At 54.9% G+C, this 19653-nt stretch carries 15 protein-coding genes; 1 reads left to right on the forward strand and 14 read right to left on the reverse strand.

Annotation, left to right across the window (positions count from 1 at the left end; genetic code table 11):
* Nucleotides 1-55: 55 nt before the first annotated feature.
* The 4 genes from FPL14_RS03925 to FPL14_RS03940 all read right to left on the reverse strand — a co-directional run bounded on the left by FPL14_RS03925 (nucleotide 56) and on the right by FPL14_RS03940 (nucleotide 9450).
* The gene (locus FPL14_RS03925; RefSeq protein ID WP_182301790.1) at nucleotides 56-4000 is read right to left on the reverse strand and encodes a UvrD-helicase domain-containing protein; all 3945 of its coding nucleotides are present in this window, start codon (nucleotides 3998-4000) and stop codon (nucleotides 56-58) included.
* A complete protein-coding gene (gene addB / locus FPL14_RS03930) occupies nucleotides 3997-7539 on the reverse strand; it encodes a helicase-exonuclease AddAB subunit AddB (protein WP_182301791.1) in 3543 nt (1180 codons plus the stop codon). Before addB ends, FPL14_RS03925 begins: the two co-directional genes overlap by 4 nt.
* 167 nt (nucleotides 7540-7706) lie before the next feature.
* Complete coding sequence (locus FPL14_RS03935) at nucleotides 7707-7928, reverse strand: hypothetical protein (RefSeq protein ID WP_182301792.1); 222 nt, start codon at nucleotides 7926-7928, stop codon at nucleotides 7707-7709.
* Nucleotides 7929-8058: 130 nt separating this feature from the next.
* A complete protein-coding gene (locus FPL14_RS03940) occupies nucleotides 8059-9450 on the reverse strand; it encodes a class I SAM-dependent rRNA methyltransferase (protein WP_182301793.1) in 1392 nt (463 codons plus the stop codon).
* A gap of 81 nt (nucleotides 9451-9531) precedes the next feature.
* Between FPL14_RS03940 and FPL14_RS03945 the strand changes: the two genes are divergently transcribed.
* The gene (locus FPL14_RS03945) at nucleotides 9532-10506 is read left to right on the forward strand and encodes a Na/Pi cotransporter family protein (protein ID WP_182301794.1); all 975 of its coding nucleotides are present in this window, start codon (nucleotides 9532-9534) and stop codon (nucleotides 10504-10506) included.
* A gap of 6 nt (nucleotides 10507-10512) precedes the next feature.
* On the opposite strand, the gene deoC is transcribed toward FPL14_RS03945, so the two are convergent.
* The 10 genes from deoC to dnaK all read right to left on the reverse strand — a co-directional run bounded on the left by deoC (nucleotide 10513) and on the right by dnaK (nucleotide 19624).
* Entirely contained in the window at nucleotides 10513-11205 is a 693-nt protein-coding gene (gene deoC, locus FPL14_RS03950) for a deoxyribose-phosphate aldolase (RefSeq protein ID WP_229263769.1), read from the reverse strand.
* 23 nt (nucleotides 11206-11228) lie between these two features.
* Complete coding sequence (locus FPL14_RS03955; protein ID WP_182301795.1) at nucleotides 11229-11657, reverse strand: NUDIX hydrolase; 429 nt, start codon at nucleotides 11655-11657, stop codon at nucleotides 11229-11231.
* Between the two features lie 102 nt (nucleotides 11658-11759).
* Nucleotides 11760-13109 (reverse strand): tRNA (N(6)-L-threonylcarbamoyladenosine(37)-C(2))-methylthiotransferase MtaB, encoded by a 1350-nt coding sequence (gene mtaB, locus FPL14_RS03960; protein WP_182301796.1) that lies wholly within the window; start codon nucleotides 13107-13109, stop codon nucleotides 11760-11762.
* 2 nt (nucleotides 13110-13111) lie between these two features.
* A complete protein-coding gene (locus FPL14_RS03965) occupies nucleotides 13112-13888 on the reverse strand; it encodes a 16S rRNA (uracil(1498)-N(3))-methyltransferase (RefSeq protein ID WP_182301797.1) in 777 nt (258 codons plus the stop codon).
* 110 nt (nucleotides 13889-13998) lie between these two features.
* A complete protein-coding gene (locus tag FPL14_RS03970) occupies nucleotides 13999-14661 on the reverse strand; it encodes a site-2 protease family protein (protein ID WP_229263770.1) in 663 nt (220 codons plus the stop codon).
* Complete coding sequence (gene prmA, locus FPL14_RS03975; protein ID WP_182301799.1) at nucleotides 14658-15647, reverse strand: 50S ribosomal protein L11 methyltransferase; 990 nt, start codon at nucleotides 15645-15647, stop codon at nucleotides 14658-14660. Before prmA ends, FPL14_RS03970 begins: the two co-directional genes overlap by 4 nt.
* A 348-nt stretch (nucleotides 15648-15995) precedes the next feature.
* Nucleotides 15996-16322, reverse strand: a complete 327-nt coding sequence (locus FPL14_RS03980; RefSeq protein ID WP_182301800.1) for a hypothetical protein — start codon at nucleotides 16320-16322, stop codon at nucleotides 15996-15998.
* A gap of 5 nt (nucleotides 16323-16327) precedes the next feature.
* On the reverse strand, nucleotides 16328-16471 hold the full coding sequence (locus tag FPL14_RS03985; protein WP_182301801.1) for a YfhD family protein: 144 nt from the start codon (nucleotides 16469-16471) through the stop codon (nucleotides 16328-16330).
* 102 nt (nucleotides 16472-16573) lie between these two features.
* Complete coding sequence (dnaJ, locus tag FPL14_RS03990) at nucleotides 16574-17695, reverse strand: molecular chaperone DnaJ (protein WP_182301802.1); 1122 nt, start codon at nucleotides 17693-17695, stop codon at nucleotides 16574-16576.
* 84 nt (nucleotides 17696-17779) lie between these two features.
* Entirely contained in the window at nucleotides 17780-19624 is a 1845-nt protein-coding gene (gene dnaK / locus FPL14_RS03995; RefSeq protein ID WP_182301803.1) for a molecular chaperone DnaK, read from the reverse strand.
* Between the last annotated feature and the right edge of the window lie 29 nt (nucleotides 19625-19653).

A 19653-nucleotide genomic window follows, 5' to 3' on the forward strand; every position in this document is an offset into this window, starting at 1 on the left:
CCTCCTGAAATCCCGGTAATGAATCTACTGTTCCGAAAAACCGGTTTAACCCCTTTTAGACTAGACGTACGGAATGTCCCCCATCGAAAAAATACACGTAAGCTTCCTTCACCGGCGTATCCAGAATGCCGCTAACCGCCTCGCCGTATTTCTCCACTTGGAAACGGTGCTTCTCCGCCGCCTCTTTCGGATCCATCCCCTTAAGGACGTCCGTTTTGTAATCTACGAGGACGAGCCCGTCTTCTTCCGCGAACAAACAATCGATAACCCCTTGTATGATGACCGTCTCTCCCGAAGAAGGCGAAATCGATCCAGGGTAAACGGCTGCCGCATCATGACCGAACGTAAACGGGACTTCCCTCCACACCCGCGAAGATCGGCATATCCGCGAATAGATGGACGTCCGGCAAAATGCCGCGACCTCTGCCGCAGCCACTCCCTTGCGCTGCTCTTCCGACAGAATCCTGCGCTCCGCCAAGCTCTCAAGCAAGCTTTCGATTTGCTGTTCGGTTAAGCCTTCTTGTACCGGCAAATGCTGCATGACCAAGTGGAACGCGGTTCCCCGCTCGGCAGGAGTCAGTTGGCGCGCGGACATAAAACGCGGACGGCGAAGACGATACGTCTGCGTTGAACTAGCCCGAACCTCAGCCGTATACGATTCCGGCCATCCTTCCCCTTCGGACCGTTCATTCCACTCATCGGTGTGAACCGATGGCTCCGGCATTCGTTCGGAAGAGACTAGGGCGTTTGTATCCTGCAATCGATTTTTCAGAGCCGTTATCGAGGTTTTGGCTGCTAAGCGCGTCGAAGCCGCATCCTCGTATTCCCAGGATAGAATACGGTTAACCCGTTCATACGTCCCGGCCTCTTCCAAATCAACCTTCTCTCCGTTCAATACGGCGTTCCATAATTGCCCCTCGTCAGGCCGGTCTTCCGATGCTCCGGCCGATTGCACGGTGTACTCTTTGGCCGGAACGATGCGGCAATTCCATTTCCGTGCCGGGTCCTGAATGCCGCTCGCGATGACCGCAGCCGGTCCGAGCCAATCCAAGTACTTCCCCGCGGCGGCAACGGCGAAAGTCGGCAAGGTCATCTCGGCCATGGCCGCGGTTTCGCTCCACTGCTCCCATTGCTTGGAGGCGTTCTTGCTCGTGCCTATTAGATAGAGTTTCTCCTTGGGACGGGTCAAAGCCACGTACAGCACCCGCATTTCCTCGGCGAGCATTTCCGCCGCCAATTTCCGCCGGATGGCGAGCTGCGGCAATGTCGGGTACGTAACGCGAGTGTCCTTCTCCATCATTCTCGGCCCGAATCCTAGCTTCTTATGTTTCAAGAAAGCGCCGTTTAAGTCTCTCCGGTTGAAATTACGCGATAGCCCCGCCGCGAATACGACCGGGAACTCCAGTCCTTTGCTTCGATGGATGGATACGATTCGCACGACGTTCTCGCTCTCGCCGAGCGCGCGCGCGGCTCCGAGATCGGCTCCGGTATCGCGCATGCGGCCCAAAAAGCGGAGAAACCGGAACAGGCCCCGGAATCTGGAGGAACGTTCGTACTGGACGGCCCGGTTGACGAGAGCTCGCAAGTTCGCTTGCCTCTGCCCGCCTCCCGGCAACCCGCCTACGTAGTCATAGTAGCCGGTTTCGCGATACAACATCCATAGCAGATCTCCTAGCGGTTCCTTGCGCGCATAGTCTCGCCATTGCTCAAGACGGCTTATGAATCCGGTTAGCCGATCTCTCAGATCATCCGACGCAGCGTCGCCGGTAGCGTCCATGACGCCGGCAGCCGCGTTAACCGCCTCCCAGAACGAACCGTTGCGGCGGGCTAACCGGATTTGCGCGAGCTGCTCGGCCGTAAACTCCCCGATAGGCGAACGCAGTACGCCCGCCAGCGGAATGTCCTGGTGCGGATTATCGATGATGGACAACAGAGACAGCACGATGTCGACTTCCGTCGCCGCGAAATAACCCGTTGCCAGATCCGCGTAAGCGGGAATCCCGGCGGCCTTGAGCTCGTCCAGAAACGTAGGGGCTAACGCGGTAACGGCTCTAAGCAGAATGACGATGTCCCGGTACTGAACCGGGCGGTGCAGCTTCGCCTTGCCGTCGTAAACCGCGAACGGGAGCTGTCCCGAATCGTCCGCCCCGATCAATTTGCGGATTTCGGCCGCGATGCATCTCGCTTCAAGCTGCGCCGATTCTACGTCTTCCGTCTCTTCCGCCCCTTCGGAAGAACCCGTACCGTCTTCATTCCCTTCGGAACTTCCGGAATCCGCCTTTTCCGGCGCGGTCGCGATTTCCTCGCCAGATTCGACGGCGTCGGCCCCTGCTCCCGGCGCGGTATCCAGTAGAATCAATTCGACCGAATAGGGATTCGGCGCGCCGCCGTCGGGATATCCATCGCCGTAGATCAGCTCGGCGCGTTCGTCGTAATTCATCTCTCCGACGGGTTCATGCATGATAAGCCTGAACACGTGGTTAACGGCGTTCAGGATTTCTCTGCGGCTGCGGAAGTTGCGAGCCAGATCGATCCGCAATCCATCCGGATCAGCAGCGTTCCCGGAATTTTCCGCTTCGCCATACGCCTTATACGTACGGTATTTTTCCAGAAACAAGCCCGGTTCGGCCAAACGAAAACGATAAATGCTCTGTTTGACGTCCCCGACCATAAACACGTTGCCCGGAGCTTTACGCGAGATGAGGGCAACGATGGCTTCCTGAACCTCGTTCGTGTCCTGGTATTCGTCCAAATAGATTTCGGAGTAGCGCTCCATGAAACCGTTAGCCGCCAGGGAAGGGATGCTCCGCTCCGGAGTCGACGCGGGATCCCGCAGAACGCGCAGCGCGTAATGCTCCAGATCGCTGAAGTCGAGCAGGCCTTTCGCCCGCTTGGCTTGCTCGTATCGCTCTCCGAACTCCACTGCGAGCTCGGCCAATTGTCCCATCGCCGGAGCCAAAGCGCGAAGTTCGGCGGCATACTGCCCGGGGGAACGGACGAGCCATTCCTCGGACAGCTTGGCCGTCGCCTTCTTCGCCGAATCTCGAATCCCTTTGACTCTGTCGATCAGATCGGCATCGTATTCATCGCCCTTGCACGGCTTGAGCCGCCCGAAGGAAATATTCGCGACCGCGGCTTGCCAATCTTCCCAAGTCCCCGACTCGAACGCGATCGTCACTTTCTCCAATCCGTCTATGTCCGCGAATAACGTTTCGATATACGGCTCCGGTCCTCCCGGTTCATGGGCAATGCGCAATGCGCCGCGAAGCAGGTGAAGCGTGCCCTGCAACAGCAGCACGGCATCCTCGAGCAAGCTCTTCACCCACAATGAACCAAGCAGCGACTCGGCTTGCGCCTGTTCGAACTCGCCGGCCGTCCTCCGAAGCCAGAATGCCGGCCACGGATGGCTTCCCGCGTACTCGAATAATTCAAGCACTAGCCGATGCAGCGGTTCGTCGCTTCTTTCCCCTCCGAAGTGATCCGCCAACGAGGCTAACGCCCCTGCTTCCCCTTCGTTTTCGTACCGCTCCTCGAACAACTCGTCGAGCGTATCCATCCTGAGCAGCTCGGCTTCCGTCTCGTTCGCCATGCGAAAGCCGGGATCAAGCCCGATCAGCGGAGCGTAGCGTTCCACGACTTCCAGACAGAAGGAATGAAGCGTCGTGACCGACGCCCTAGGCAGCAACGCGATCTGGCGTCGCAGATGTTTGGATTCCGGGTCTTTCTCCAACGCTTCTTCCAGCGCATGACGAATTCGCTCTTTCATCTCCGCCGCTGCGGCTTTCGTGAACGTGGCGACGAGCATGGCATCCACGTCGAGCGGACGATTCTCGTCGGCGATCCGCGAAATAATCCTCTCGACGAGCACGGCCGTCTTGCCCGATCCGGCTGCAGCCGCAACGAGCAAGTTGGACCCGTCCGCGTTAATCGCGGCCCATTGCTCGTCGGTCCAACGGCTATTGTCCGGTTTAGGCGGCCATTCGGTTGTAAGCTGCGTCACTTCAAGTCCCCTCCTTGCGCGCTGTTCGCCAGCCTCTGCCAAAGTTCCTCTCGGTTGCTTGCCTTGCTTAAAGCTTGATAAGCATTTCCTTCAATTTGGTTGTCGAAATGGCATACCGGACGAAAATCGCAATACGTGCATGGGCTGCGCTTATCGAGCCGATATGGGGTAATCGCCACGTCTCCGTCGACAATCCGTTTGCCGATACGGCGAATTTGTGAGCGTACCGAGCCGCGAAGCACTTCCCATTGACTCTTGTCGGCGACTTGCGAACGCGCGGAGAACGTTCCGTCCTTCTTGAACTCTACCGGCACGACCGCGGATTTATTGCCATGATTAAGAGATTCGTCCATCAGCTTAACCGATTCCCCGTCGGATAGCAGCAAGCCCTGCATCCGATATTGTCGGAACAAGGCGTTGCGGGCTTCTTCTTTCGGCATTCCGTTCGGGGTGCTCAGCAGCGGGTTCTGCACGTGAAAATAGAGCACTCCCGCAGGTTGGGCCGGTTGCCCGAGCCAATGCGGCGCGTGCGAGACGACGACGTCCAAATAAGTAAGCATTTGAAGCGACAAACCGTGCGCCACCTCGTCCAGCTTCAGCTTCATGGCGCTAGACTTGTAGTCCATTATGCGCAAGAGGAGCCCCGAAGAAGATTGGGCCGCATCGACGCGATCGATTTTGCCGGCGATATCCATCCATCTTCCTCCGTCCAATTCCAAAGACAGGGCGGGCAGCAATCCCTTCGGTCCGAAGCTCAATTCGAGCCCGACGGGCTTGAAGGCCGACAGCGCGGCTTGCTCCCCCAGTATCGCCGAAGCTTGCGTGACGATATCTCTCAGCTTGCGCGCCATTACTTGGTGGCGATGAGAGGATAATAGAATTTGCGACTGAACGCGGGGGAGCAGCTTGTCCACCGCCGCCGCGGCTTCCATCTGCCAGCGCAGCGAGTCCATTCCTGCAGGTCCTGCCGCGAACAGCTTTTCCGTCGTTTGGCGCAATGCCGCGTGAAACAACTGGCCGATGTCCGGCGCGTCGACCCGGAACAAACGGCGTTCTTGAAGCCGCAATCCGTGGACGGCGAAGTGCTGGAACGGGCAAGCGATGAACCGTTCCATCCTGGATACGCTGGCTAGGAGGCGATCTCCATATAGCGCTCGGCTCGTTTCCGGACTTAACGGCCGCTCTTCGTTCGTATGATTCAAAGATGAAATCAGAGAAGTGAGCCGACCGTTCCAGTTCGTCTGCCCCCTAAGCCAATTGTAGACCGCCCACCAGCCGGCCGATAACGTTTCTCCTTGCCGCCAGGCGCGCAGTCTCGCCAGCACATAGGTCATCGCCCTTCCGGGATGCGCCGCATAACTAAGCTGTTCCTCTTCCGATTGCGTTTCCTGAGGTTCCGCTGCAACCGATCGGACGGGAATGCCCGGAAATTTCTTCTTGATCTTGCTGATCCATTCCGACGGAAGCAGGCCTTGCCCTTCGTCGTCCGCCAGCGGATAACTGACCCATAGATGCCGGGACGCGGTCGTGAAAGTCAAGTACGCCAAAAAAGCTTCGTCCAACAGCCGTCTGCGCGAACCTGGCGCAAGCTTAAGCCCCGAGGCGGCGACTTGGTCGCGCTCTTCCTCGGCGAGCAAACCGTTCTCGGAGATTCTCATCGGCAGCACGCCGTCATTCGCTCCGAGCAAGTAAACGATGCGCACGCGGTCGGATCGCGTCCTCTCCGGGCTGCCGATCAATACGCCGTCGAGCGAGGGAGGCACGGCTCCTAGCTTAAGCTCCTCCAATCCGGAATCGATCATTCCGGCGAAGAGCTGAACATCCGGAGACTGTTCCCCCATGAGCTCTACTAATTGATCCAGTAGATTGATAACCCCGTCCCATAACGGACGGTGCGTGGCCATTCTACCCGGCTTGCCCGCCGCGAGATCTTCCGCGCTCCAGCTTTCCAAGACGTCGGCGGCGCCGGTCTCTTCCAGAAAGGCAAATAGACTTTCGCATAGTTCTCTGACGGATCGTGCCGCTTTCATTGTTTCTTCCATTGCCAATAGGGGCTTGAGCAAAGCATCCCGTACCTCTATCAAGCTTTGCAACGTCTCATCGGCCTCGTCGGTCGTTCCGTCTGTCTCCAAATCGCCGCGGAATAACGGAAACCAAGCCTGGGCCGAATGCCATCGCCAACCGTCGATTCCTGCCGCTAGAACATAGTTCTCCAAGCGATCGATTTCGCCGCGGGACACTCTCCGTTCAGGCGTCCCTAACAAATCCGTCTTGGCGCACCGAAATACGGCTTCCGCTTTCCATCCGCCGCTCACGCATTCGAGCGCCGAGCGGACGAATTCCACGAACGGGTGGTGGGAGACGGGAGCTTTGCCGTCCAAATAATACGGTATTCCGTAGTCGCCGAACACGATCGCCAGCAAATCCGCGTAATCGTCCATTTTCCGCACGAACACGGCCATATCGCGCCAACGGCTCCCTTGTTCTCTAACGCGATATAGCATATCCCGGGCAACCGCTTCCGCCTCGGCTCGGCGGTTAGCCGCTTCGTGCAAGGATAGGCCGCATTCGGGATGATTCTGCTGCAGCAACGCGGATTCGCCTTCCCAACGCTTGCGACGCGGAGTCTCCCAATTCCGTTCCAAGAATGCCAACATCGGATTGCGTTTGAATCGCGGCGAGACTTCGGGCTCAAGAACGACCGGAACCTCAAGTTCGACTCCCACCGCTTGCGCGAGCTCGCACAATTGTGCCGAAGTCTCCGCCGTCGGGTGGAATACATCTAACTCGTCCGGCCGTTCGCCGGCGCCATAGGGCTGATTCACGCAAAGCGCAATGTTGACCTTTTTCGCTTTTTTAAGCAGCGCTTCAATAACCGCATATTCGCTCGGAGTGTACCCATGAAAACCATCCAACCAGATTTGGGCGCCTTCCAAGTACGACGATGAACCGGCTCCCTTCGTCAGCCAGCCCAGCATATCCTCTCCGTCCAGCCAATGTCCGGCCAATTCGCGCTCCATATCCGAATAGATCAAGGAAAGATCGCGGAGCTTGTCCGCAAGTAATGACGAACCCTTGCTCGCAACCGTTCGTTTGGCCGCGGCTTCGGCATGCTCGGTCAGCTTGGAGCCGTTCACTCCGTACCTTTTCATCTCCGTGAATAGGTCATTGATCCGGGAAATAAGCCCCGATTCCGTTTTTCCGCCGCGAAACACGCGTAAGCTATCTCTGCGGGCTTCCAATACTTTATGTAAAAGCATCGCTTTGCCGTTATCGTGAATCGGAACGACTGCCGAACCGCCCGTCTCCTGCATGACCCGAAACGCAAGCCTGCGAAAACTAAGCACCTGCGCCCTCATGAACCCGGACAGTCCGGGCGTCGTAACCATCGCGTATTCCATCTGGAAGGTCGCCTGTTCGGGAACGAGCAGAATAAGCGGAGCGCCCAAAGGATCCTTCTGCAGCTCCCCTCTAATTTCATCCAAGATCAGACGCGTCTTTCCGCTGCCGGAGCGACCCGTAATGAGCCGAAGTGACATTCGACAACCCTCCAACTTCCTTCAAGATCCCTTCTATCGCCGATCTTAAGCCGTTTTTATTCTTCGACCATTGTACCATAGGTACCCGAAAGGAGCACAGGCGTTCGGAAAATTGCCATCGGCTTACGAAAAATAAAAAACGCCAGTATCCCTGGCGTTCGCTGCAACTAAGAAATATTCATGTACCACTTGCTGCCGTCATCGTATTTGAAGATCGCTGCATCCGACCACAGTTCAATATAACTCACGTGTTTCCAGCGACGGCGAAATTCGAGATCGTCCGCCATTGCCCGCATACGGGTATTAAATCGGCTTCTGCTGCTTAGAGCTTTAGCCCTATTCTCCAATGGGACCGCCCGTTTACCGAATAATATCACTTCATGTACCATAATCGAAACCTCCCGTTTCCTTGCCTCTAGATTAAAGATAATCCAGAGGCGTTAGAAATGTTCCCGAAACGGGAGGAAATCATCCTTCATTTTGCTAACATTTTCTTAACAAATGCATATAGGCCCGACGTTAGAGCTCCTTGCGGCTGCGCACCTCGAAAATGCCGAATTTCAAATAATGCCCTTCTTCGACGCCGGCCAATTGCGGATGGTCTTTGCCCGCTCCTCGCCATTCGATCCGACGTATGATCTTACCCGCATCCTTGGCGGCTTCTTGGATCGTTTCCAGGAAGAGATCCGGTCTTACATGGTACGAGCAACTGGCCGTTACCAAATAACCGCCCTCGTTCAATAGCTTCATCGCCTGCAAGTTAATGTCCTTGTACCCGCGGCGAGCTCCTTCGACGGCGCGTTTCGTCTTCGCGAAGGCCGGAGGATCCAGAATAATCACGTCCCACGTCCGTCCCTCGGAGGTCAACGGCTTAGAGGTGTCTACCTTGACGCCGGCCGCTTTTGCGTTCGCTCGCGATTGCCGTTCATCGCGACCGGCGACTTGTTGGCGCAAATATTCGAAGGCATCGGCGGCGACGAACTCCACGCGGTCCGTGAAGCCGTTTATTTCAACGTTGTGGCGCGCTGTCTGAAGAGCGTGTTCCGAAATGTCCAGGCAGGTCACTTTTTTGGCGCCGTAATCGCAGGCGTGCAAAGTAAAGCTTCCCGTATGTGCGAAACATTCGAGTACGGTTGCCCCGTCCCAATAAGGGAAAGTAACCTCGCTCCCTTTTTCGTTGACCGGAACCATCCGGGCGGTTCCCTCATCCGACGTCTTCTCTGCCAGCTTGATTCCGCTCCGCGCTCCCCAGCCTTTCACCAACGGCCTGATCGAAGCCCGGTTCTCCCGCTGGTCGAAGAAATAACCGGTTTTTTGCCCGCCTTCGATATCGACCTGAACTTTCAATCCATTCTCCACGATCTCCACATGCCTTGAGCATTCTCCGTACAGGACGCCCGTTCTCTCTTCCAGTCCTTCCAAAGTGCGGACGCCCACGTCGCTTCTCTCGTATATGCCTTGAGGAGCGAATACTTCGATAAGAGCCGGAAGCCAAGCGTCCTTCGCTAGCTCCATCCCTAACGTGAGCACCTGGACGACCAGGACGCCGTTGAAACGATCGACGACGAGTCCCGGCAGGAAATCGGCTTCGCCGTACACGAGGCGGCACGAAGTTTCTTCTCCGAGAAAACGGGACCGGTGAGCTCTCGCATGTTCGAAACGTTTCTTGAAGAAACCCGCGTCCATCGCTTCTAACGGCCCGTAAGCTACGACTCTCACCGTAATTTGCGAAGCCGGATTCCAATATCCCGTTCCTAATAATTGTCCGCGATGATCGCGTACTTCCACCAACTGCCCGGGAGTCGCCTCGCCTTCCGTTTTGGCGATCTCGTTAGCATATATCCAAGGATGTCCTTCCTCCAGACGAGGTCGTCTTCCTTTGTTTAACCATACCGCTGCTTGACTGCTCATTTGCCATCCGCTCCTTATCCGTTTCCTTAACCGATCATAAACTTGTCCTGTTTTCGCATAGTGTTATTGGGGGGTGCGAATATGATTGCCAGCTTCATTTTCCCGTCTTTGCTCGGTTTTGCTTTGTTATTGTCCGGCATGAAAGTAATGGAAACTTCCCTGCAACAATGGGCAGGCCGGAAACTTTCCAACTGGGTATCCCGTTCGACGGAGACTCCGCTTAGGGGGTTCGTCGTCGGTACCGCCGCTTCGGCGCTTCTTCAGAGCAGTACGGCAGTGACCGTGCTCACGATAGGTTTCGTTAACGCCGGATGGCTCACTTTGTCCCGAAGCTTCGGGATTATTCTCGGAACGAACGTAGGCACGTGCTTCACGACGGAACTCATGAGTCTCCAATTGCACCGCTACGGGGAGCCGCTTCTGGTCGCGGGCGCATTCGGTTGGATGATTACCTTTGTTTTGAATGAAATGCGGGATGCAAGCTCCGCTCCCCGGTGGGGAACGACCTTGCGTTATGTATCCGTTGCCGTTGGAGGCTTCGGGTTGCTGCTCGTCGGCTTCAAGCTTCTCCAAGGAATGGGACCTGCCCTGCGTGAAAACGAGCTGTTCGAAGCGTTGATGCGACATACGGACGAGTACTTGTTATGGGGAGTCCTTGGCGGCGCCGCGCTTACCGCGCTAGTCCATTCCAGCGCCGCGGTCATCGCGATGTGCATGGGGCTCGCGGCCACGGGAGCGATCTCGCCGGAAGCCGGAGTCGCGATCGTGCTTGGAGCGAATATCGGTACTTGTTTTACCGGATTGGTCGCTTCGCTCGGCGGAGGCCCCGGAGGCCGGTTCGTCGCCTTGTCCCAGCTTGTGCTTAACGCGGGAGGAGCCTTGCTTTTCTACCCGTTGATCGGCATCCTGCACGCGGCAGCGGCCTATATTTCTCCCGGCGACCCCTCCGCCCAGATTGCGCACGCGCAGACGATTTTTAACGTGCTGTGCTCCGTAATTGCTCTTCCGATCGCCTATTTGCCTGTCTGGCGTAACGCGGACTCGGGAAATCTTTAGCCATGCTTAGCGGGATAAGCCATGAACGAGCGCTTTTCCCGAGCTGCTGCCTATCCGATTAGCGCCGGCGTTTAACAATAATATCGCGGACTCCGCCGTCCGAATGCCTCCGGACGCTTTAATCCCCATGGCATCCGAAATGGATGACCTAAGGAGCCTAATGACTTTCTCCGAAGCACCTTTGCCGCCGAATCCCGTAGACGTCTGGATGTAGTCCGCCCCTGCCGTTTCCGCGATTTTGGCGCCGGTCGCGATCTGTTCATCGGTCAACAAACCCGTTTCCAAGATCACCTTCACCAGAGCCCCTCCTTGAACGGCTTGGACTACCGCGGCGATGTCCCTCTCCACCGCTTCGTAATCTCCGTCCGTTAGCTTGCCGACTGATAGGACCATATCGATCTCCGATGCGCCGTCATCGAGCGCCGCGGACGCTTCGAACGCCTTCGCCCTAGTCGCGTGCGCCCCAAGCGGAAAACCGACTACCGCGCTTATTTTCACGGAAGTGCCGCCTAATCTTTCCCGGCACAATCGAACCCATCCCCCGCTCACGCAAACGCCGTAGTAACCGTCTTCGACCGCTTCATTGCACAGATCGATATAAGGTTTGGCACCCGCCTCGGCAGAGACTAACGTATAATCGATGAAGGCTGCTAAACGGCCGTCCGTTTGCCATATAGGAAACCGCGTTTCCTCGGACACAGCTACCACTCCCGTATTCAGCTTTATACTTTGACTCCTAGTTTCTCAAGCGCAAGCCTGAGCACTTCATCGTTGTTATCGTAACCGGAATCGCGCTGCAATTTCCAAGCTTCGGCAGGTTCATGCCAAGCGACTCCCGTAATTTCCTCGACTTGTGCCTGGAGATTACCTTTGGCCGCCTCGACTAGATAATAATGCACTTCCTTCTGAACCGCACCCAGCTGCGCATGCTCATAGACGTAAGAAATGACTTGCAGAGGCGCGGACAATCGCCCCGTTATGCCCGTCTCTTCTTCGATTTCCCGCAACGCCGTTTGTTCGATCGTCTCCCCCGGTTCCATTTTCCCCTTCGCCAACGTCATACGTCCGAACCGATCTTCGATCAACTGGATTTCCAGCAGTCCCTCGCGCTTACGATAGACTACGCCTCCGGCGGAAATTTCCGTCTTCATGCCACGAATCCCCCTATTGTTCCTATGTATGAGAAAAAGACTTCATCGAAAGGAGGATGCTTGCGCAAATCCGCCTTGCGATGAAATCTTCGATCCGAAATGCTAAGCTTGCATCGCCATCGGGTGCGATTGGATATCCAATACCTCTAACAGCTCGCCCTGGCATTCATTCACCGCGGAATCCGTAATGCGCACTCGGCATAGCTTGCCGATCATCGACGGATCTCCGTTGAATACGACTTGAATGTAGTTGTCGGTATATCCGGAAATGAGCCCGGACCCTTCCGCGCCCTTCGCTTCCCGTTCGGGAATGACGTCGAGCACCTTGCCGACCCACTCCCTGCCGTAAGCCGCTTGCATGCGCTCGGACAGATCGATCAGTTGATGCACGCGTTCGTGCTTCGTTTCTTCGTCTACCTGCTCATCCATGCGAGCCGCAGGCGTTCCCGTGCGCTTGGAATACGGGAATACGTGCATCTCCGCGAAATTCATCGCTTCCATGAATTTGTAGCCGTTCTCGAATTGCTCTTGAGTTTCGCCCGGGAACCCGACAATGACGTCCGTCGTAATCGCGACCCCCGGCATAGCTTCTTGGATAAGACGGATCTTCTCCGCAAACTCCGCCGTCGTATATTTGCGACGCATCCTCTTCAAGATATCGTCGTCGCCCGCTTGAAGCGGAATATGAAGATGCCGGCACATTTTGGGCGAGCTGTTCAAAATGGCAATCATCTTCTCGTCGATCTGACTTGCTTCGATCGAGCTGATCCGAATGCGCTCCAGACCTTCGATTTTATCCAAGTCGGCCAGCAGGTTGGCTAACCGGTAATTTTCCAAGTCGTCTCCGTATCCACCGGTATGGATACCGGTCAGGACGATTTCCTTGTAACCCGCGGCGACGAGCTGGCGGGCTTGATCCAGTACGCTTTCCGGCTTGCGGCTGCGGGACAGTCCGCGAGACCATGGAATGATGCAGAACGTACAGAAGTTGTTGCAGCCTTCTTGGATCTTCAAGAACGCGCGAGTCCGTTCCGCGAAATCCGGAACGTCCAACTCCTCGAACTCCCTGGTTTTCATAATATTGCGAACCGCGTTGACCGGCTTGCGATCGTTCTGAATGTCGGTAATGAACGACATTAGTTTCTCGCGGTCTTGCGTTCCGATGACGAGATCGACTCCCGGTATCGCCATGATCTCGGCAGGCGACGTTTGCGCGTAACAACCCGTAACCGCGATGACGGCATCCGGATTTCTGCGCACCGCGCGGCGGATGATTTGCCGGCTTTTCTTGTCGCCCGTATTCGTAACCGTACAAGTATTAATCAAATAAACATCGGCCGTCTGTTCGAAGTCCACTTGCTCGTAGCCTTCGTTCTTGAACAGCTGCCAGATCGCCTCGGTATCGTAAAAATTGACTTTGCAGCCAAGCGTATAAAATGCCACGTTAGGCATCTTCAGATTCCTCCCAACTCTCCGGACTCGTAAGCCAGACAAGCAAGCGCGAATAACGCCGCCGTCTCCGTCCGTAATATTCTTTTACCCAGTCCGACCCATTTTGCCCCGGATGCCGTTGCCGCTTCCGCCTCTTGCGGGGTAAAGCCCCCTTCCGGCCCGATCACGACCATCACGCGCGGCGCGGTTGCCGACGTTGGGGATAGCTCGGACTTGAAGTTCGCCAGCAGCTCGCGCAGCCCGTTTCCCGAACGTCCTTCTTCTTCATAACAAAAGAGTACAAGATCATATTCGGCGAATCGCTTAAGCAAAGCTTTCCACGAACTGACCGCATCGATTTGCGGAACGATGCTTCGATGGCTTTGCTCCGCGGCCTCCTTGGCGATCTTGCGCCAACGTTCGATCCTTTTCGCTTCCTTGCGCTCATCGTATTGCACGACCGTACGCTGCGACAAGAAAGGCTGGAATGCGAACGCTCCCGCTTCCGTTCCCTTCTGAATAACGATTTCGAGTTTGTCCCCTTTGGGCAAGCTCTGAGCTACCGTCACTTTCCACGCCATCTCGGCGTTCGACGATAACTCTTCTACGATATCCGCCTGCACTTTATCTTTATCCACCGACACGATCTTGGCGAGTACGTCTCGACCGTTACCGTCGCAGGCTATAAAACAATCTCCCGGTTTGGATCTCATGACGGCGGCCACATGCCGGGCGTCTTCTCCCTCAAGCGCGACGGATCGTTCCCCCATCAGCGCCGCGGGCACAAAATAACGCTGCATCTAATTATAGCCTCCCGCTTATGTTCCATCCTTCATCATACCTTGTTCCGGATTTTTTCGCTACCATAGGCGATTGTAAAAAATATGCATATATGACCATTAGCCGATGATTAGAAAATCAAGTTTAGAATGTTATTCATCCCGTCCCAAATCGGACCTCTTAAACTCATCAACGGGCTGATCGTAACGGCTCGCAGAGGCGGTATAAAGATGATCAACAGGAAAGCGAACGTGATCCATTGACCCATTTCTTGAATCTTGATACGTGTTCTAATCGGCAGAAACTCTTCTACTATCCGATAACCGTCCAAAGGAGGAATCGGAATCAAGTTGAAGATAAACAGCGCAAGGTTGATAGCCATCCAATAGTTAACGAAAGTAACTAAATTATTCAGGAAATCAATCGAAGCATGATCGAATACGTTCAAGGCGCTTAATAAATGAATGAGAAATAAAAATACAAAAGCAAGAAGCAAATTGCTGAGAGGCCCTGCGGCCGTAACCAGAATGCTCATCAAGCGCGGATTCTTGAATCTGCTGCGGCGAACCGGCACCGGCTTAGCCCAACCGAATCCGGCCAACACCAGAAACAACATCCCGATCCAATCCAAGTGAGCCAACGGGTTTAAAGTAACCCGTCCTTCCCGGTATGCCGTATCGTCTCCGAATTTCCATGCCGTCCATGCATGAGCGAACTCATGTACGGTAAAAGCGATCAGCATGATCAGGATAATGACGGGAAGATGTTCTATCGGAAACCAGAAAAAGCTCACTGGCCGTCCCCCTTCGGTTTTCCGGCGACGAACGCCACCCATTCTTCTTGCCTCAACACGTCGATAATCTCGAATCCGGCCGCCAGCAATCCCGCCTCTACGATCATTTCTTTGTTCTTGTAGATACCCGACGTAATATAGATTCCGCCCGGCTTGAGCACTTCCATGACGTCTCCGATGAACAATAAAATAATCTCCGCCAAAATGTTAGCGACGACGAGATCTACGGGAGGAGTTACCCCTACCGCGGCCGTTGCGGTCGATTCTCTCTCGTTAAGCACGCCTAATAAATCGCTAAGCCTAACTTCGACATCATTCTCGTAACCGTTCAACTCGATGTTCTCTTGCGCGCATTTGACGGCTACCGGATCCAAATCGAGCGCCAATACTTTAGATGCGCCAAGTTTCATAGCACCAATAGCAAGAACTCCTGATCCCGTTCCGACGTCAATGATCTGCTCTCCGCCTTTGATCGCGTGATCCAAAGCTTTCAAGCAAAGCGCCGTCGTAGCATGCGCGCCCGTTCCGAAAGCCATGCCCGGGTCGATCTCGATAATGAGCTCGCCTTCGCTCGGCGTATACTCTTCCCAAGTCGGCTTAATCGTGAGTCGCTCGGTTATCGCGATCGGTTTGAAGTATTGTTTCCATGCGTCGGCCCAATCGTCCTCGTGCACGTCTCCGATCTCGATCGTGAATTCTCCCGCATCGAATCCGTACTCCGGGAGTCCTTCTAGCAACGCCTTTAATTCTATTGCGATAGGCTCCATCTTGGTCTCTTCCGAGAAATAAGCCTTGAAAACGGCATAGCCAGGTCTAATATCGTTCAGCGGAGTATCGTAGACTTCCCCGTAAGTCGTGTTTCTCGGTTTGTCCTCCGACCATGCTTCTTCAACCGAGACGCCGCCCGCTCCAAGCTCAGTCAAATAATGCGTAACCATTTCCTGAGACGACTCCGTCGCCAGGACGGTGATTTCATGCCAGCGCAAATCATTTCCTCCTCATGACTCTATGCCTTATGACTTCTTAATGAATCTCATTATACACGCACTGATTTGCATGATGCAAAAACCTTTACCTCCTTCGCCGTGCTCGCGGTTGGCTTTGTCCGCTATCCCATTCAGTCAGGACTAACTCCGTGACGTTCATCGCTGGCGTGATCAAAGCTATGACCTGAAACGCTTCACCTTCTGAGCGAAAGGGATAATGGACCTAGCGAGAAAAAAATAGGGCCTTTACGGAGTTGAGGGAATAATGGACATACATGAGCAGAAGGAATAGCGGCAAAACGTACGAAAAAACGCACCACGCCAAAGCGAGATGCGTCCTTCTACGTACTATATGATTTGTCCGCCGGCCTGCACGATAACCGTACGAGCCTGGTCCGCGGCGTCTTCGGGTACATTAGCGGATAAAGTGAATTCGGCAACGGGAGTGACCGCGGATGGAGTAAGCTCAACCGAGGCCTCCAATCGGGAATCCGATAACGGTGACGCTTCCGAACTGCCAATAGCCGAGGGCAATTGCGCTGAGGATGGGGAGGATGATGCTCCGCTGAACCTCTCCAATCGGAAACGATCCCCGCGCAAAGATGCTAGCTTGCGTATAACCGATTCCGCTTGGTCCTGCGTCTCGAATCTCGCCTGAAGGGGCTGCATGTCCAACCTCGTCACTCCCCCTCGTACTCGGAAGCTCTTCGGTCGGCCGCTTCCGCGCGTTCTTGGGCTTCCTTATCGTCGCGATCCGCCAGCTCTTCGGAAAATTCGACGTCCTCTGCCGAAGCGATCGGCAATTGCTCTTGTTCGTTGTTCATGTGTATTCCTCCTTCAAAATCTTCATTCTCATAGATTTCTCAACAGGAACCCGCATTATGCAAAAATAAAAAACCGCCCAGATTACTCTGGACGGTTCATTTTTAATCGCCTAATATGGCACGCTTCATACGTTCGAAGATGGACTTGCTTTGCTCGTGCGTAGACTCTCCGCTTTTGGAAGCAAAATCGCGCAACAGCTCTCGTTGATCCTCGCTCAGATGGGTCGGGGTCACAACGGTCACCTTAACTTGCTGGTCGCCTTGCCCGTAACCGCGAAGCTTCGGAACGCCTTTGCCTTTCAACCGGAAATACGTTCCGGTTTGCGTTCCCGCAGGAATTTTCAGCTTAACTTTCTCGGTTAAAGTCGGAATTTCGATCTCGTCGCCCAATGCCGCTTGGGTAAAGGTCAACGGGATTTCGCAGAAAATGTCGTCGCCTTCCCGCTCGAAGAAATCATGGGATTTCACGCGCAGAACGATATACAAATCTCCCGGAGGACCGCCTCGAACTCCGCCTTCCCCTTCGCCGCTGACGCGGAGCTGAGCGCCCTCGTCGACGCCGGCAGGAATTTTGACGTGGATTTTGCGTTGTTTTTTCACTTGACCGCTGCCGGAGCAAGTGCCGCAACGATCTTTAATAATCGTTCCCCGACCGGAGCAAGCGGTACATGCTCGACGGTTAACGATTCGGCCGAACGGCGTATTTTGCGCCACTTCCTGTTGACCGGAGCCGCGGCAAACCGTGCAAGTCTCCGGTTTCGTTCCTGGTTTAGCTCCGTTGCCGTGACAAGTATCGCAAGTTTCCGTACGTGGAATAGTGATATCGGTCTCTTTGCCGAACACCGCTTCCTTGAACTCGATCGTCATCGTGTATTGCAAATCGTTGCCGCGCTGCGGCGCGTTCGGATCTCTCCGGCCGCCGCCTCCGCCGAAGAACATATCGAAAATATCGCCGAAACCGCCGCCGAAATCGGCACCTCCGCCGCCTCCGAATCCGGCATTCGGATCCTGGTGGCCGAATTGGTCGTAACGGGCCCGTTGCTGGTCGTCGCTCAGAACGTCGTACGCTTCTTTGACCTCTTTGAATTTCGTTTCGGCATCCGGCGCTTTGTTGACGTCCGGATGATATTGACGCGCCAACTTACGGTATGCTTTCTTTACGTCGTCCGCAGAGGCATTTTTCTGTAGCTCCAACACTTCGTAATAATCTCTTTTGTTCGCCACTTCTCCACCTCCTCATGAAGGAAAGTCAAAATGATCCCGCGAACGGCGGAAATCACTTTGACTTTCGGTTTATTTCAACGAAACTTAGTTTTTCTTGTCTTCGTCGACTACTTCGTAATCGGCGTCAACGACGTTGTCTTTCGCAGGGCCGGCATCCGCGGCGCCTTCGGCTCCGCCTTGGCCAGCTTGCGCTTGCGCCGCTTGCTCGTAAAGCTTAACGGACAGCTGCTGTACGATCTCGCTCAGCTCGTCTGTTGCCGCTTTGATCTCCTCAAGGTTATCGGAAGCAAGCGCGCTCGTCAACTTCTCTTTGCCTGCGTTCGCTTTCTCGATCTCGCCCGCGTCGACTTTGTCGCCAAGATCCTTAATCGTTTTGTCAACGCTGTAGATCAATTGATCGGCGCTGTTTTTAGCTTCGACCAACTCGCGGCGAGCTTGGTCTTCCGCTGCGTACATTTCCGCTTCTTGCTGCATGCGGTCGATCTCTTCCTTGCTCAAGCCGCCGGAAGAAGTAATCGTGATTTTTTGCGTTTTACCCGTTCCTTTATCAAGCGCGGATACGTTAACGATACCGTTCGCGTCGATGTCGAAAGTAACTTCGATTTGCGGCACGCCGCGTGGCGCGGCCGGGATATCGCTAAGAATGAAGCGTCCAAGCGTTTTGTTGTCTTTCGCCATGGCGCGCTCGCCTTGCAGTACGTGGATTTCGACTTGCGTCTGCATGTCCGCGTATGTGGAGTAAACTTGCGACTTGCTTGTCGGGATCGTCGTGTTGCGATCGATCATTTTCGTCAATACGCCGCCTGCCGTTTCGATACCGAGGGACAACGGAGTCACGTCCAACAATACAACGTCTTTTACTTCGCCGGTCAATACGCCCGCTTGAACCGCCGCGCCGAGGGCAACGACCTCATCCGGGTTAACGCCTTTATGAGGATCTTGTCCCGTCAGCTTCTTGATCGCTTCTTGTACGGCCGGGATACGAGTAGAACCGCCGACAAGAACGACTTTGTCGATATCCTTCGCGGTCAAGCCGGAATCGGATAGAGCTTGACGAGTAGGTCCCATCGTGCGCTCAACCAGGTTAGCAGTCAATTCGTCGAATTTGGAACGGCTAAGATTAAGCTCCAAATGCTGCGGAACTCCGTCTACGACCGTGATGAACGGCAAGGAAATCGTAGTGGAAACGACGCCGGACAGTTCTTTTTTCGCTTTCTCGGCAGCATCTTTCAAACGTTGTACGGCCGCTTTGTCTTTCAGCAGATCGATGCTGTGTTCTTTTTTGAACTCGCCCGCCAACCATTCCATTACGGCTTGGTCGAAGTCGTCTCCGCCCAGGTGGTTATCTCCGCTAGTCGCTTTAACTTCGAAGAAACCGTCGCCCAGCTCAAGAATACTGACGTCGAACGTACCGCCGCCAAGGTCGAATACGAGGATCGTTTGGTCTTCTTGTTTCTCAAATCCGTAAGCAAGCGCCGCTGCCGTCGGTTCGTTGACGATCCGCAGAACTTCGAGACCCGCGATGTTGCCCGCGTCCTTAGTCGCTTGGCGCTGGCTGTCGTTAAAGTAGGCAGGAACCGTAATAACGGCTTGCGTTACGGGCTGGCCCAAATACGCTTCCGCATCGGCTTTGAGCTTCTGCAAAATAATGGCCGAGATCTCGGGAGCGGAGTACGCTTTGCCTTCGATCGTTTCTTTGTGAGTCGTTCCCATGTGACGTTTAATGGAGCTTACGGTACGATCGGGATTCGTGATCGCTTGGCGTTTCGCCGTTTCGCCGACTACGCGCTCTCCGTCTTTCTTAAAGCCGACAACCGAAGGGGTTGTGCGGTTTCCTTCCGGATTAGGGATAACGACGGCTTCGCCGCCTTCCATAACCGCTACGCAGGAGTTCGTTGTACCAAGGTCTATTCCGATTACTTTACTCATACTGTATTTCCTCCTTCATAATAAGTGCA

The sequence above is a fragment of the Cohnella cholangitidis genome (assembly GCF_014107495.1).
GTDB lineage: Bacteria > Bacillota > Bacilli > Paenibacillales > Paenibacillaceae > Cohnella > Cohnella cholangitidis.